At 34.1% G+C, this 14,710-nt stretch carries 11 protein-coding genes; 8 read left to right on the top strand and 3 right to left on the bottom strand.

Annotated features, from left to right (window positions below):
• Positions 1 to 27: 27 nt before the first annotated feature.
• Positions 28 to 2,430: a glycoside hydrolase family 31 protein gene (locus ACKC83_RS04820; RefSeq protein ID WP_434037207.1), complete on the top strand. Its 2,403-nt coding sequence runs from the start codon at positions 28 to 30 to the stop codon at positions 2,428 to 2,430.
• 55 nt (positions 2,431 to 2,485) lie between these two features.
• Here ACKC83_RS04820 and ACKC83_RS04825 read toward each other — a convergent pair whose 3' ends face one another.
• The gene (locus ACKC83_RS04825) at positions 2,486 to 3,493 is read right to left on the bottom strand and encodes a hypothetical protein (RefSeq protein ID WP_434037208.1); all 1,008 of its coding nucleotides are present in this window, start codon (positions 3,491 to 3,493) and stop codon (positions 2,486 to 2,488) included.
• 109 nt (positions 3,494 to 3,602) lie between these two features.
• The gene (locus tag ACKC83_RS04830; RefSeq protein WP_414035904.1) at positions 3,603 to 5,438 is read right to left on the bottom strand and encodes a cation:proton antiporter; all 1,836 of its coding nucleotides are present in this window, start codon (positions 5,436 to 5,438) and stop codon (positions 3,603 to 3,605) included.
• Between the two features lie 151 nt (positions 5,439 to 5,589).
• Between ACKC83_RS04830 and ACKC83_RS04835 the strand changes: the two genes are divergently transcribed.
• The 7 genes from ACKC83_RS04835 to ACKC83_RS04865 all read left to right on the top strand — a co-directional run bounded on the left by ACKC83_RS04835 (position 5,590) and on the right by ACKC83_RS04865 (position 14,263).
• Positions 5,590 to 6,450 carry an MBL fold metallo-hydrolase gene (locus tag ACKC83_RS04835; RefSeq protein WP_414035903.1) on the top strand — a complete coding sequence of 287 codons (861 nt, stop codon included), beginning with the start codon at positions 5,590 to 5,592 and terminating at the stop codon, positions 6,448 to 6,450.
• A 14-nt stretch (positions 6,451 to 6,464) separates the two neighbouring features.
• Positions 6,465 to 8,081 (top strand): S8 family peptidase, encoded by a 1,617-nt coding sequence (locus tag ACKC83_RS04840; protein WP_434037209.1) that lies wholly within the window; start codon positions 6,465 to 6,467, stop codon positions 8,079 to 8,081.
• A 69-nt stretch (positions 8,082 to 8,150) separates the two neighbouring features.
• Positions 8,151 to 10,022, top strand: coding sequence for a M1 family metallopeptidase (locus tag ACKC83_RS04845; RefSeq protein WP_434037210.1), 1,872 nt, complete (start codon positions 8,151 to 8,153; stop codon positions 10,020 to 10,022).
• A 183-nt stretch (positions 10,023 to 10,205) separates the two neighbouring features.
• Positions 10,206 to 11,612 (top strand): nicotinate phosphoribosyltransferase, encoded by a 1,407-nt coding sequence (locus ACKC83_RS04850; RefSeq protein WP_414035900.1) that lies wholly within the window; start codon positions 10,206 to 10,208, stop codon positions 11,610 to 11,612.
• Positions 11,612 to 12,217: a bifunctional nicotinamidase/pyrazinamidase gene (pncA, locus tag ACKC83_RS04855; protein ID WP_434037211.1), complete on the top strand. Its 606-nt coding sequence runs from the start codon at positions 11,612 to 11,614 to the stop codon at positions 12,215 to 12,217. Before ACKC83_RS04850 ends, pncA begins: the two co-directional genes overlap by 1 nt.
• 4 nt (positions 12,218 to 12,221) lie before the next feature.
• A complete protein-coding gene (rnpA, locus tag ACKC83_RS04860; RefSeq protein WP_434037212.1) occupies positions 12,222 to 12,602 on the top strand; it encodes a ribonuclease P protein component in 381 nt (126 codons plus the stop codon).
• A gap of 20 nt (positions 12,603 to 12,622) precedes the next feature.
• Positions 12,623 to 14,263: a S41 family peptidase gene (locus tag ACKC83_RS04865; RefSeq protein WP_434037213.1), complete on the top strand. Its 1,641-nt coding sequence runs from the start codon at positions 12,623 to 12,625 to the stop codon at positions 14,261 to 14,263.
• Here the strand turns inward: ACKC83_RS04865 and ACKC83_RS04870 are convergent, their stop codons facing one another.
• Positions 14,264 to 14,710, bottom strand: a complete 447-nt coding sequence (locus ACKC83_RS04870) for a GNAT family N-acetyltransferase (protein WP_414035896.1) — start codon at positions 14,708 to 14,710, stop codon at positions 14,264 to 14,266.

Genomic DNA, 14,710 nt, shown 5'->3' on the forward strand with positions numbered 1-14,710 from the left:
GTTTATATACATCCCAATTAATAGCTTATGATTACTAATACCGAATTAGAACAAAAAGGAAACCAGTATCCCAATCACATCGTTTCTTACGAAAAAAACATAGATACACTTCATTTTAGGACTGAGAATGGTGTGGTGCTCCAACTTACAATTGTTCGAGATAGTATTTTACGTTTTCGATATGCTACAAATTGTAATTTCGAAAATGATTTTTCGTATGCCGTCTCAAAATATGCCAAAACAGGTTACAATTATTTAGATATTAAAGAAACCAAGGATATTTACATCATTACCACTTCTAAGGTGATATGTAGAATTTTTAAAAGCAATCTAAAAGTGAAGTTGTTCGATGCTGTTGACAACACTTTAATTTGTCAGGATGAGATCGGATTTCATTGGGAAGAAAGCTACGAATATGGTGGTAACATTGTAAAAATGAGTAAAGTCTCTCACGACGGCGAAAGTTATTACGGCCTTGGCGATAAAGCAGATCATTTAAACCTAAAAGGTAAACGTTTCGAAAATTGGGTATCAGACTCGTTCGCTTATGGTAAATATACCGATCCCTTATATAAATCCATTCCGTTTTATACCGGTTTGCATCACGGCCGGTCTTATGGAGTATTTTTCGATAATACCTTTAGGTCTAATTTTGATTTTTCTCATGAACGCAAAAATGTAACCAGTTTTTGGGCTGTGGGTGGCGAAATGAATTACTACTTTATTTACGGACCTAAAATGAACGATGTGGTCTCTAAATATACAGATTTAACAGGAAAACCTCATCAGTTACCACCCATGTGGACGCTTGGCTATCACCAATGTAAATGGAGTTATTATCCGGAAGCTAAAGTCAAAGAAATCACCTCAACATTTAGAGCATTACAAATTCCTTGCGATGCGATTTATTTAGATATCGATTATATGGAGGGCTTTCGTTGTTTTACCTGGAACAAAGAGTATTTCCCTGATCCGAAACGCATGGTTAAAGAATTAGCCGACGACGGATTTAAAACTATCGTTATTATTGATCCCGGAATTAAAATCGATCCAGAATATGCCATTTTTAAAGAAGGTTTAGACAACGATTATTTCTGCAGACGTGCCGACGGACCACATATGAAGGGAAAAGTATGGCCTGGACAATGTGTTTTTCCAGATTACACAAATAAAGACGTGAGAGCCTGGTGGGCCGATTTATTTAAGGAACTCGTAGAAGATATAGGTGTAAAAGGTGTTTGGAACGATATGAACGAACCTGCTATTATGGAAGTTCCTAACAAAACCTTCCCGGACGATGTCCGTCACGATTACGACGGAAATCCGTGTAGCCACAGAAAAGCACATAATATTTACGGCATGCAAATGGCTAGAGCAACCTATCAAGGCTTAAAGAAATTTGCCTACCCTAAGCGTCCGTTTGTAATTACCAGAGCCGCCTATGCAGGCACGCAACGCTACTCCTCGACTTGGACGGGAGATAACGTAGCCACGTGGGAACATTTATGGATTGCCAATGTACAAGCACAACGTATGGCCCTTTCGGGTTTTTCGTTTGTAGGAAGTGATATTGGAGGCTTTGCAGAACAACCAAATGGCGAGTTATTTACACGCTGGATTCAGCTTGGGGTATTTCATCCGTTTTGCAGAACACATTCTTCTGGAGATCATGGCGATCAAGAACCTTGGATGTTTGGTGACGAAGTTACAGATATAGTCCGTGCGTTTATAGAATTACGATACCAGCTTCTGCCCTATTTATACTCGGCTTTTTGGCAATATTTAGACGAAGGTATACCAATATTAAAATCGCTAGTACTCTTCGATCAAGACGATATACAAACCCATTACAGAACAGACGAATTTATCTACGGAAACGATATTTTAGTTTGTCCTATTTTAGAACCAAATTCTAAAGGCAGACGCATGTATATTCCACGTGGAAATTGGTATAACCATTGGACTAACGCACTGGTTAAAGGTGGCAGAGAAATATGGGTTGATGCCGATTTAGACACCATGCCGATTTTTGTAAAAGAAGGTACCATCATTCCAAAATATCCGATTCAGCAATATGTAGGCGAACGAGAATTTGACGAAATCACTTTAGAAGTCCGCTACAAATTAGGAAAAGAACAATCCCTGTTATTTGACGATGCACATGATGGATACGATTATACAAAGGGACGCTATATTTTGAGTAAATTTAAACTCACTGGTAAAGCAAACGAATTAATTATAAACCAACATACCACAGGCACTTTTACAACGCCTTATACGCGCTTTAAATTGAAATTTATAGGGATTCCTTTTGAGATGTCTAAAATTGAAATTGATAATGTAGAAATTAACATTGAAACTTTAGAACGAAGTAAAATAACTCAAGAGTTAATTGTAGATAAAACCTTCACAGAAATACATATGAGGTAGGTCTTAGTTTGAAATTAAAACGTAAATATTCAAACAATCTATGAAAAGTAATCTTTTAATTACGCTTAAATTTAGATAAAAACAGTAGTCCTTTTATAGTAATTAAGTTTAATGGTAATTCTAATAAAACATGCAAATAACTTAGAAAAAACAGAGCAATTAAACCTATCTTAAAATCATAGATATACAAACCTACAGATGCCACCCAAATTAAAAGTATTAGTAAAACTTTCTGTTTAGAAATAGTATCCTTCCATCCTATTATTGATGTCTTTGAAAACCAATTCAAATAATGATAGGTATAAGCAAAAGCTATAAAAATTTCAATTCTTATCCCTAATTCCGATAAAGGAAGAAACTTATCGTCTTTAAATCCGTTTAAAAGTTTAGAAACAATTTCACTCAAACTTATCATATCAGTATTAAAAAAAGTTTGAATGGTTTCTTCTGAAGGATTATAGTTTAAATATTTAATCGGTATATAAGATATAATAAAGGGAATGGTAAATAATATAATGCCTAAATAAAACCCATATTTACTCCTAGATTTCAATGCACCATAAAAAATGAAAAATAAAGTAAAAACGTAAACATGAATTAAAGTTGGTAGCAATGCTCCTATTATAAAAAAAGGTTTAGGATAAAAGGTAATGGTGATAAAAGAAAAGAATATTATAAAAACAAGAGCTATGACTACACCCTTATTGCTTTTCAAAAAAATTAAACTTATTGCAAATAAAAAACCTATTAATAAAAACAGTTTTGTTTTCCCTTTTAATAGATTTATAACATATTCTGCCGATTCAGTTAATCCCAAACCACTAAACTTAACAATAGGATAAATGCTAATTAAGATGGTTAAAACAATTAATATAATTGACCAATTTTTATGCGATGATATAAAATAGTTCTTTTGATGGAGCCAATTTATTTCTGTCAGATAATGTAAAGGCCCTAAAGCGGCATAAGAGAATATAAACAGTTCAAAAGGAATTTTAATAGCAATAAATAATGATATAAATATGAGAAAAATATTAAGAATATCTATTTTACTTGCACTCATTAAATACCTCTATTTATTTACTCACAACATGTTACAAAACAAGCAGTAATCTCCGTTAATACTTCGTATTAAACATTATCTCTTTTACTATAACATCTTGTACTAAATCCTACATTTTCTCGACATCAAAAGGTTTTCCGATGTAGACTAATTTAAATCCAGGTTCTATAATATGCTTCTCCTTATTTGAAGCCGAAATAATATCTAGCACACCCTTATTGTTTTTAATAAAAATAGGAATAATATCTGCGTCGGCATCACTAATTTTTAACAGGCTTATAAAGTGAGATTTGTCTTTTATTTCAATTTCATTAACTGCTGGAAATTTACGAGCGACTTCACTTAACGAATTAAAATCATCGGATTGCGCAAATAAACCTTCTCGCGGTAATTTATCGCTATTGCTCATTTCGTCGGCTGTTAATAACCTAAACGATCCATTTTCACCAAATTGTTCACCAAATTTATTTATCGCATACGTATTAATATCGGCACTTGCAGTTAATGCCATAAGATACCCGACGTCGTTTAATTCGATATTATCCATTAAGGTATCCGAATAAATATTGGTATTAATCCCTTCTAATCCAAGCTCTTCACTCTTTTTAATATTTTCTTGATTACTATCTATTAACACCACATGTCGTCCGTTTTCTTCTAAATAATGACCTATAAGACGAGAAAGTTTAGAAGCTCCTACAATTAAAATACCTTCAGATTTTTTCAAGAATACACCAATAAGCTTGGCAAACATACGTGCTGTTGTGGCATTTAATAATACTGTACCCAACACAATCATGAATACTAATGGGGTAATATATTCAGCATCTGGAACGCCACTTTTAGCCAATTTTAAACCAAATAAGGAGGCAATACCTGCCGCGACAATACCACGTGGTCCAACCCAACTAATAAATAGTTTTTCATTGAATTTTAAAGTCGATTTATACGTACTTAAAAACACGGCTATCGGACGAATAATAAAGACTACTATAGCAAATAAAACAGCTGTATTCCAATTAAAAATAAGTAACAAATCACTCATGTTAATATTGGCAGCCAATAAAATAAACAAGATTGAAATTAACAGAACACTAAGCGATTCTTTAAAATAAAGTAATTCTTTTAAGTAAGCCGATTTAGAATTTCCGAGAACCATTCCCATAACAACTACGGCTAAAAGTCCCGATTCGTGCGCAAAAGAATCTGATAATACAAAGACACCTAAAACAGATGCTAAGGCAAACACATTTAATAAATAATGAGGAATCCATTTTCGGTTAATAATCGTGTTTAAAGCATGAGCAAATGTAAATCCAAAAGAGAATCCGAATAATACAATCTTTCCAAACTCAATAAAAGCCCGCTTAGTAAATTCACCTCCAGCGTCTACACTAATAAATTCGAATACCAAAACGGCAATTAATGCTCCAATAGGATCTATTAAAATACCTTCCCATTTTAACACGGCAGAAACATCTTTAGGCAACGGAATATTTCTTAAAATGGGTGTAATTACTGTAGGTCCGGTTACAATGATTAATCCGGAAAATAGAAACGACATTTCCCAACTTAAGTAAAACGTATAATGCGCCGCAATGGCCGCGCCAAAAAACGTTACGGCTGCACCAAGGGTAATTAATTTTGTAATTGACGGTGCTACATTTTTAATCTCGCTTAATTTTAGAGTCAAGCCACCTTCAAATAGAATAATACTTATGGCCAGCGACACAAAATAAAACAAGCTTTCTCCTGGAAATAAACCTTCTCTCCCATTCCAAATAGGTTCTATCCATTTAGAGCCATCGTCAGAAAAAAATTCGGCGGCAAACGGCCCTACCAATAATCCAATAAGAATTAAAGGTAAAATAGCCGGAATCTTAAATTTCCAAGCCACCCATTGTGCTAATATTCCTAGTATGATTATCCCCGCTAATTCTAACATGTATTATTTTTTCAAAGGTTGAATATATAAAAGTTTTGGGTTAAATAATGTGCCGGTAGGCTATTTTATGTTAAAAAAGAGCTAATAAAAATTGAGAATTCATTAAAACTGCTACACTCTTTTTAACTTTACACTGAAAAATTTATAAACCATGAAATTATATCCCATTGAAACTGGTAATTTTAAGCTAGATGGCGGTGCTATGTTTGGCGTAGTTCCTAAAACCATTTGGCAAAGAACAAACCCGGCAGATTCAAATAATTTAATTGATATCGCCGCGAGATCTCTATTAATTGAAGATGGTAACAGGCTTATTTTAATAGACACTGGAATGGGAGACAAACAATCTGATAAGTTTTTTGGATATTATTCGCTTTGGGGTAACCATTCTATAGATGCATCACTTAAACAATATGGATTTCATAGAGATGATATTACCGATGTCTTTTTAACACATCTACATTTTGATCATTCTGGTGGATGTATTCAATGGAATAAAGACAGAACCGGTTACGAACCGGCTTTTAAAAATGCTCATTTTTGGAGCAATAAAGACCATTGGGCTTGGGCCACGCATCCTAACGTTAGAGAAGGCGCTTCTTTTCTTAAAGAAAATATTATTCCCATGGAAGAAAGTGGTCAATTAAAATTTACAGGACTTCCAAAAACCGATATCTTAGAAAATAGCGAATTGGGATTCGATATATTATTTGTCGATGGCCATACCGATAAACAAATGATTCCTCAAATTAAATACAAGGATAAAACCATAGTATTTATGGCCGATTTATTACCAACTGCAGGACATATTCCATTGGCCTATGTGGTGGGCTACGACACTAGACCGCTGATAACCCTTGGCGAGAAAGAAAAGTTTTTAAAACAAGCTGCTGATAATAATTATTACCTATTTTTGGAGCACGATGCTCATAACGAAATTATCACACTTCAACACACAGAAAAAGGTGTGCGTTTAAAAGATACGTTTACGTGCAACGATATATTTAATTAACATACAAATAACTCATGAATTTTATTAAACCTATTCTAATTTCTGCCTTTGCTGCAACTATTTTAACGAGCTGTGGTGGTGGAGCAAAAGTATTATCTACACCTATTGAGAATATAGATACTGCGCCATTAAAAGTTTCAGATTTAACTGAGACAGAGCAACACAATTGGGGACACTTAGACCTTATTACCGATACAATTCCAGGTATGAGCGTCGATAAAGCTTACTCAGAAATTATTAAAGATAATGCTGGAAAAACTGTAATTGTTGCAGTAATTGATTCCGGAATAGATATTGAGCACGAAGATTTAGATGGTGTTATTTGGACAAACGAAGACGAAATTCCAGGTAACGGTATAGACGACGATAAAAATGGATATGTAGACGATATTCACGGATGGAACTTTTTAGGAGATACTTACGAAGAACAATTAGAATTTGTACGTATACTAGCTAGTGGAGACACCTCTAACCCTGATTACGAAAGAGCTCAGAAAGAATACGACGAGGAGTACGGTAAATTTATTAACTATAAAACACAGTACGATCAATTATTACAACAATTGAAAGGTGCAGACGAAACTATAGTTGCTAAACTTAACAAAACCGACTATAGCTTAGCCGATCTTGAAGGTATTACCGCTGGTGATAACGAAGAGTTAGCAACAGCTACAGCCATGGCTAAATATATTTTAGGTCTTGGTTTTGATGATATAAATGCCGCTAAAAAAGAATTGAAAAATGGAGCAGAAAGCATTTCAGACCGTTTAAACTATAACCTTAATATGAAATTTGAGGGTAGAAAAACAGGCGATGATATCGATGATTTAACCGATGTTGGTTACGGAAATGGAAACGTGATGCCAACCGAAGATTCTGAAAGTCATGGTACACACGTTACAGGAATAATTGCTGCAGAACGTAACAATGGTTTAGGAGCAAATGGTGTAGCAAATAATGTAAAAATTATGAGCTTAAGAGTTGTTTCTAACGGAGATGAATACGATAAAGATGTTGCTTTAGGAATTCGTTATGCTGTAGACAATGGTGCTAAAGTTATTAACGGAAGTTTTGGTAAATACTACTCGCCACATAGTGACTGGGTACAAGATGCTATTAAATATGCGGCAGATCACGACGTATTATTAGTAATGGCTGCTGGAAATGAAGGCATGGATTTAGATAAAGAAAAACATCACTATCCTACAGACAATACTAACAACGGACCAGAAATTTCAGATAACTTTTTATCTGTTGGTGCATTAGCTCCTAAATACGGACCAGAAATGGTGGCTGGTTTCTCTAACTATGGTAAAATTAATGTAGATGTATTTGCTCCTGGAGCAGAAATTTACTCTACGGTACCTGGTAGCGATAAATACGATACCAAAGGAGGAACATCTATGGCATCTCCTGCAGTTGCTGGTGTTGCTGCGTTAATCCGTTCTCAATATCCTAAATTATCTGCTTCTCAAGTGAAGCGTGTAATCATGGATTCTGGATTACCTATTAAAATAAAAGTAGTTGTTGGTGGAGATGCTAGCAACGAACAATCGTTTACAAATTTATCTGTATCTGGTAAAATGGTTAATGCGTATAACGCATTAATTATGGCTTCGAAATTAAAATAAAAACATTTAATTAATTGAAACCTCATCAACTAAAACTTGATGAGGTTTTTTATTTAAACTCTATCCAATATGAAAAAAATATTTTATTCACTTTTTGTACTTCTTGTAGTGCTTACATCTTGTAAATCTTCGGAGACTATAAGTAATAGTACATCACATTCTAAAACAGATCCTACATACTGGCAACAACATGTAGATTACACTATGAATATTGATATGGATGTAGAAACCTATCAATATAAAGGCGTTCAAAAAATAGTGTATACTAACAATTCTCCAGATGTGTTAACAAGTGTATATTATCATTTATTTCTAAATGCATTTCAACCAGGAAGTGAAATGGATGCCCGTTTACAAAGTATTGAAGATCCAGATGGAAGAATGATGGAGAACGGAAAAAGTAGAATATCAACTTTAAAACCTGAGGAAACAGGTTACATTAAGGTAAAATCTCTTAAACAGAATGGAAAATCTATTGCTTACGAAACTGTAGGAACTATTCTGGAGGTAAAATTAGAATCTCCAATTCAGCCAGGAGAAAAAGTAACCTTCGATATGGATTACGATGCTCAAATTCCGCTTCAAATTCGTCGTTCTGGAAGAAATAGCAAAGAAGGTGTCGCTTTATCTATGACGCAGTGGTACCCAAAATTAGCGGAATACGATTTCGAAGGATGGCATGCAGATCCGTATATTGGAAGAGAATTTCACGGCGTTTGGGGTAATTTTGATGTTACCATAAATATCGATAAAAATTATACAATAGGAGGAACGGGTTACCTTCAAAACCCTAACGACATTGGTCATGGTTATGAAACGGGCCCTGTAAAATCGACAGATGGCGATAAACTATCTTGGCATTTTATTGCACCTAATGTACACGATTTTACTTGGGCTGCAGATCCTGAATATATTCACGATACCATGCAAGTACCAGACGGACCTTTATTACATTTCTTCTATAAAAACAATCCAGCTATTAAAGAAAACTGGAAGAAGCTTCAACCAAAAACGGTCGAGCTTATGCAATATTTTAGTTCAGAAATAGGGAAGTACCCATACGAACAATACTCTGTAATTCAAGGTGGAGACGGTGGTATGGAATATGCCATGTGCACACTAATTACTGGAGAGCGTAAATTTGGAAGTTTAGTAGGTGTTACAGCTCACGAATTAGCGCATACATGGTTTCAATTCTTATTAGCTTCAAACGAGTCTAAACACGAATGGATGGACGAAGGGTTTACAAGTTATATTAGTGACCAAGCCATGAATGTAATTATGAAAGAAGGAAAAGAAAATCCTTCAGAAAGAGCATACCAAGGGTATTACTATTTAGTAAAATCTGGTAAAGAGCAACCGCAGTCTACACATTCCGATCGTTACGATTGTAATATGGCTTATAGTATTGCCGCTTATAATAAAGGTGAAGTATTTTTAGCACAATTAGGCTATGTAATCGGACAAGATAATTTAAAGAACAGCCTTAAAAAGTACTTTACAGATTTTTCATTTAAACATCCTAGACCTATCGATATTATACGTTCTGCCGAAAAAGTATCTGGTTTAGAATTAGATTGGTATTTAACCGACTGGACGCAAACTACAAATACAATAGATTATGCCATTAAATCTATTGCTGGTGTTGGAAATACTACAACAGTAACTTTAGAGCGTATCGGATTAATGCCAATGCCATTAGATATTGAAGTAAACTATACCGATGGTACGTCAGAACAATTATACATTCCGTTAACCATGATGCGTGGTGAAAAACCAGCAACAGGAGACAGAACACAATTAAAAGATTGGGCTTGGGCTTATCCAACATACACGTTCACCATTAATAAATCCAGAGGAGATATTAAAGATCTTACAATAGATCCTAAAGAATTAATGGCCGATATTGATAAAGAAAATAACGTTTACACGAAAGAATAAAACTTTCGTTTTTAAGAATTAATAACGCATGTGCTTACATTTGTAAAAAACATGCGTTATTTTTATATATTAATATACCAGATTTCGCTTTGCTTTTAAGTCTTGATATTACAAAATATTAACGTCTCTAAGAAGTATATTAACCCATATAAGGTTAAAATATAGACAATTAAGAACATCAATATGAATTTAAATTCTGCTTTATATACCGATTTATATCAACTTGCCATGGGGCAATCTTATTTTCTAAAAGATAAACATGAGAATAGTGCCACCTTCGATTATTTTTTTAGAAAGAATCCTTTTGAAGGAGGTTACGTGTTATTTTGCGGATTGGAAGAGGCTTTAGATTGGTTAGAGAATGTATCGTTTTCCGATGATGATATCAGTTATTTAGAAGCTCAAGGGTTTGATTCTAATTACACCAACTATTTAAAAACATTTAAATTTACGGGACATATTAAAAGCATGTCTGAAGGTGAAGTTGTCTTTCCATTTAGTCCAATATTAACCGTTTCTGGTTCGATAATTGAATGTCAGATTATTGAAACATTCATTTTAAATAGTCTTAATTTTCAATCTCTAATCGCAACTAAGGCAAGCCGGATTAGATACATCGCTGGAAAAGATAAAAGTTTAGCCGAATTTGGTTTACGTCGTGCACAAGGTTTTGCAGGACTTCAGGCATCGCGATCGGCTTATATTGGCGGATTCGATTACACGTCTAACGTACTGGCTGGAAAAGCGTTTAATATTCCTGTATCTGGAACAATGGCGCATGCCTTTATACAAAGTTACGACGACGAACTTACAGCATTTAGAGATTTTGCAGAAACGAGACCAGTAAACTGTGTGTTATTGGTAGATACATACGATACCTTAAAAAAAGGTGTTCCTAATGCCATAATTGTGGCGAAAGAAATGGAGGCTCGTGGCGAAAAATTACTCGGAATTAGACTTGATAGTGGAGATTTAGCCTATTTATCTAATGCCGCAAGAAAGCAACTGGATCAAGCTGGATTAGATTATGTAAAAATTGCAGCCTCTAATCAATTAGACGAGCATGTTATAAGAAGTTTAAAGGAACAACATGCACAAATAGATATTTATGGTGTGGGAACCAATTTAGTTGTTGGTAAAGCCAATGGCGCCCTAGACGGTGTTTATAAACTGTGCAGTTTTAATGATACACCACGCATTAAAATTTCTGAAAATTTAAAAAAGATGAATTTTCCGGGTAAAAAGCAAGTCTACCGCTATATGAATCAAGATGGTCAATATATTGCAGATGCGATTACATTAGATCATTTAGAAACACCAAAAACTATGGCACATCCGTTCGAAACGCATAAACGCATGCCAATAGAATATACTTCGGTTAAACCGCTATTACACGATGTTATGATTAATGGAAAACGTGTACACACTAAGAAAACCACAGCGGAATTAGTTAAAATTGCGGAAGAAAATCTATCCAAATTACCTGTAGAACATAAACGTTTCGCTAATCCGCATGTCTATAAAGTTGGATTAAGTCCAGAATTAGAACAACTTAGAGATCAATTAAAAAAAGAAAAACTAGATTCGTAATGAAAGCCCTTATTCTAGTAGATATTCAAAACGATTTTTTACCTGATGGCGCACTAGCTGTACCTAAAGGAGACCAGATTATTCCGTTAATTAATACACTACAATCTAAATTCGATTTGGTAGTAGCTTCTCAAGATTGGCATCCCGAAAATCATTCCAGTTTTGCAAGTAATCATGCCAATAAAAATGAATTTGAAGTTATTCAGTTAAAAGGTCAAGATCAGGTTTTATGGCCAAATCATTGCGTACAAGGGACTCCTGGTGCCGCATTTTCTTCTTCATTAAATACAGATGCTATAGCTGCTATATTTAGAAAAGGAATGACCATTACTGTAGATAGTTACAGTGCCTTTTTCGATAATAATAAAAGGCAGCATACCGGCTTAGAGGCGTATTTAAAAAGCATGAAGGTTACAGAAGTTTATGTTTGTGGATTAGCCGCAGATTACTGTGTTTATTTCACGGCTAAAGATGCCCAAAGTTTAGGATTTAAAACATACTATATTACAGATGCTACACGTTATATTTCTGAAACTGTTTATCAGGATGCTATTTTAGATTTAAAACAACACGGCGTAACTATTTTAAACAGTTCCGAGATTTAATTTTATGAAGCAAACTTACGGTAAAACCGAAAAACTCAAAAGTAAAATTACAATAGGTAAACTCTTTACAGAAGGAAAATCTGTATCTGCATATCCGTTGCGATTAGTCTATGTAAAAACTAATTTTGAAGACAACGTTTCAATAAAAACTGGAGTTTCTGTAAGTAAGCGAAATTTTAAATTGGCTGTAGACAGAAACCGTGTTAAACGTTTATTAAGAGAAGCCTACAGACTGAATAAAAATGAGCATTTGGCTACTGTTTCAGGACAATACGCATTCATGATTATGTATTCCAGTAAAGACATGCCAAAGTATGAATTTGTTGAAAAAAAAATGATCACATTATTTCAAAAATTCATAAAATCTGAAACCGAAAACTTGTAGTATAATATACCTTTTTACACATGAAAACATTATTTAAAAAGAAGATTCTTATTCCTGTTTTAGCGTTAACTATCTTTTTTTCGACCACGGCATTTCAGAACGATTTCTTTGAAATCGCGAAACAAATAGAAATTTTCACCACGCTTTATAAAGAATTAAACATGAATTATGTCGACGAAACCAATCCGGCAGATTTAATGGACACCGCTATAAAGAGCATGTTAAAAGATTTGGATCCGTACACTACGTTTATGAACGAACAAGATGTAGAAGTGGCACGAATTAATAATACAGGCGATTATACAGGTATTGGAGCACGTGTAAAGACACTTAAAGATAAATTGGTTATCATTGAGCCTTATAAAGATTATCCTGCCGATAAAGCAGGTTTAAAGGCTGGAGATGAAATTATTAAAATTGGAAATATAGATTTAGCAACCTTTAAAGACGATAAAGGAGATTTATTAAAAGGAACTTCAGGATCGCGTGTAGAGGTGACCTTTAAACGTCAGGGGAAAATCCAAACAGCTACCATAAATAGGGCAGAAGTAGAGATTAATGCGGTACCCTATTTTTCTATGATAAATGAAGAAACTGGATATATTGTATTAAGTCAGTTTAATAGTAAAGCCTCTTCGCAAACCGCCTATGCAGTAAAAGATTTAAAAGCTCAAGGTGCAAAAAATATAATTTTAGATTTAAGAGATAACCCAGGCGGATTATTACACGAAGCTGTAAACGTGGTCAATATTTTTGTTCCAAAAAATCAATTAGTAGTGACTACAAAGTCGAAAGTTGAAAAGTTTAATAAAACGTATTACACGCAAAAGGAATCCTTGGATGTCGAAATTCCAGTAATTGTTTTAATAAACGGACGCAGTGCATCGGCGAGTGAAATAGTAGCAGGAACACTTCAAGATTTAGACCGTGGTGTAATACTTGGATCTAGAAGTTTCGGAAAAGGATTAGTACAACGTCCGAAACAATTAACCTACGGCACCCAATTAAAGCTTACTATTTCTAGATATTACACACCGTCAGGACGTTGCATTCAGGCTTTAGATTATTGGCATCGAGACGAGAAAGGCGATGCTGTAAGAATTACACAAGACAATTACCATGAGTTTAAAACTAAAAATGGAAGACCTGTTTTTGATGGTGGTGGGGTATTACCAGACGAAGCTTTAGACATTACTAAAACATCGGCAATTACTACTGCGATTTTACAAAAGGACTTTATTTTTGATTACGCCACAACGTATTATTACAAACATCAGACTATAAAAGACATTGATAATTTTAAACTATCAGATTCCGATTTTTCAGACTTCAAGAAATATTTAAAAACGAATGATTTTAGTTTTGAAACTGAAACTGAAAAAGCCTTAACAAAAGCGTTAGAAAGTGCTAAAAAAGAAGGATTAGACGACAATATTCAAAAGGATTACAACACACTTATTAACAATCTAAAGACCTCAAAAATAGAGGGTATAGATGAAAATAAAGCGCAATTAACGAGTTTATTAACAGACGAAATTGTAAAACGATATGTGTACAGAGAAGGTGTTTACGATTACTATAAAACACATAATCCAGAAATAGAACGCGCTACCGAAATATTAAGCAACCCGACCACTTATAGTGGCTTCTTAACAAAATAATTACGGTTTTAATAGCATGCCGATGTGCGGAATCCCATCTTCTAAATAGGGTTCGGAGACGGCAACAAATCCTAAGTTATTATAGAAATATTCTAAATGTTTTTGTGCCGAAATTTTAATGGTGGTTTCATTAAACTTAGTGCTAATAGCCTGAATAGAAGCTTTCATAATATCGTAACCGTATTTATGGCTACGTTCAGATTCCTTTACTATGACACGACCAATACTGGCATTTTCAAAATAATCGCCTGAATTAAATATTCTAGTATAAGCTACTAATTCGTAATTTTTAAATCCTAAAACATGTAAGGCTTTATTGTCTTTACCATCAATATCCTGATATACACAATTTTGTTCCACTACAAAGACTTCACTTCGTAATTGTAATAATGCATACAACTCGCTAGTGGTTAATTCTTCAAAGAATTTTATGGTAATATCCAACAT

This window comes from Formosa bonchosmolovskayae (assembly GCF_051016085.1).
In the GTDB taxonomy this organism is placed as follows: Bacteria; Bacteroidota; Bacteroidia; order Flavobacteriales; family Flavobacteriaceae; genus Formosa.

Coding starts and splice junctions, on each gene's coding strand:
- ACKC83_RS04820 (WP_434037207.1), top strand. CDS start 28: ATGATTACTAATACCGAATTAGAACAAAAAGGAAACCAGTATCCCAAT.
- ACKC83_RS04825 (WP_434037208.1), bottom strand. CDS start 3,493: ATGAGTGCAAGTAAAATAGATATTCTTAATATTTTTCTCATATTTATA.
- ACKC83_RS04830 (WP_414035904.1), bottom strand. CDS start 5,438: ATGTTAGAATTAGCGGGGATAATCATACTAGGAATATTAGCACAATGG.
- ACKC83_RS04835 (WP_414035903.1), top strand. CDS start 5,590: ATGAAATTATATCCCATTGAAACTGGTAATTTTAAGCTAGATGGCGGT.
- ACKC83_RS04840 (WP_434037209.1), top strand. CDS start 6,465: ATGAATTTTATTAAACCTATTCTAATTTCTGCCTTTGCTGCAACTATT.
- ACKC83_RS04845 (WP_434037210.1), top strand. CDS start 8,151: ATGAAAAAAATATTTTATTCACTTTTTGTACTTCTTGTAGTGCTTACA.
- ACKC83_RS04850 (WP_414035900.1), top strand. CDS start 10,206: ATGAATTTAAATTCTGCTTTATATACCGATTTATATCAACTTGCCATG.
- pncA (WP_434037211.1), top strand. CDS start 11,612: ATGAAAGCCCTTATTCTAGTAGATATTCAAAACGATTTTTTACCTGAT.
- rnpA (WP_434037212.1), top strand. CDS start 12,222: ATGAAGCAAACTTACGGTAAAACCGAAAAACTCAAAAGTAAAATTACA.
- ACKC83_RS04865 (WP_434037213.1), top strand. CDS start 12,623: ATGAAAACATTATTTAAAAAGAAGATTCTTATTCCTGTTTTAGCGTTA.
- ACKC83_RS04870 (WP_414035896.1), bottom strand. CDS start 14,710: ATGTTGGATATTACCATAAAATTCTTTGAAGAATTAACCACTAGCGAG.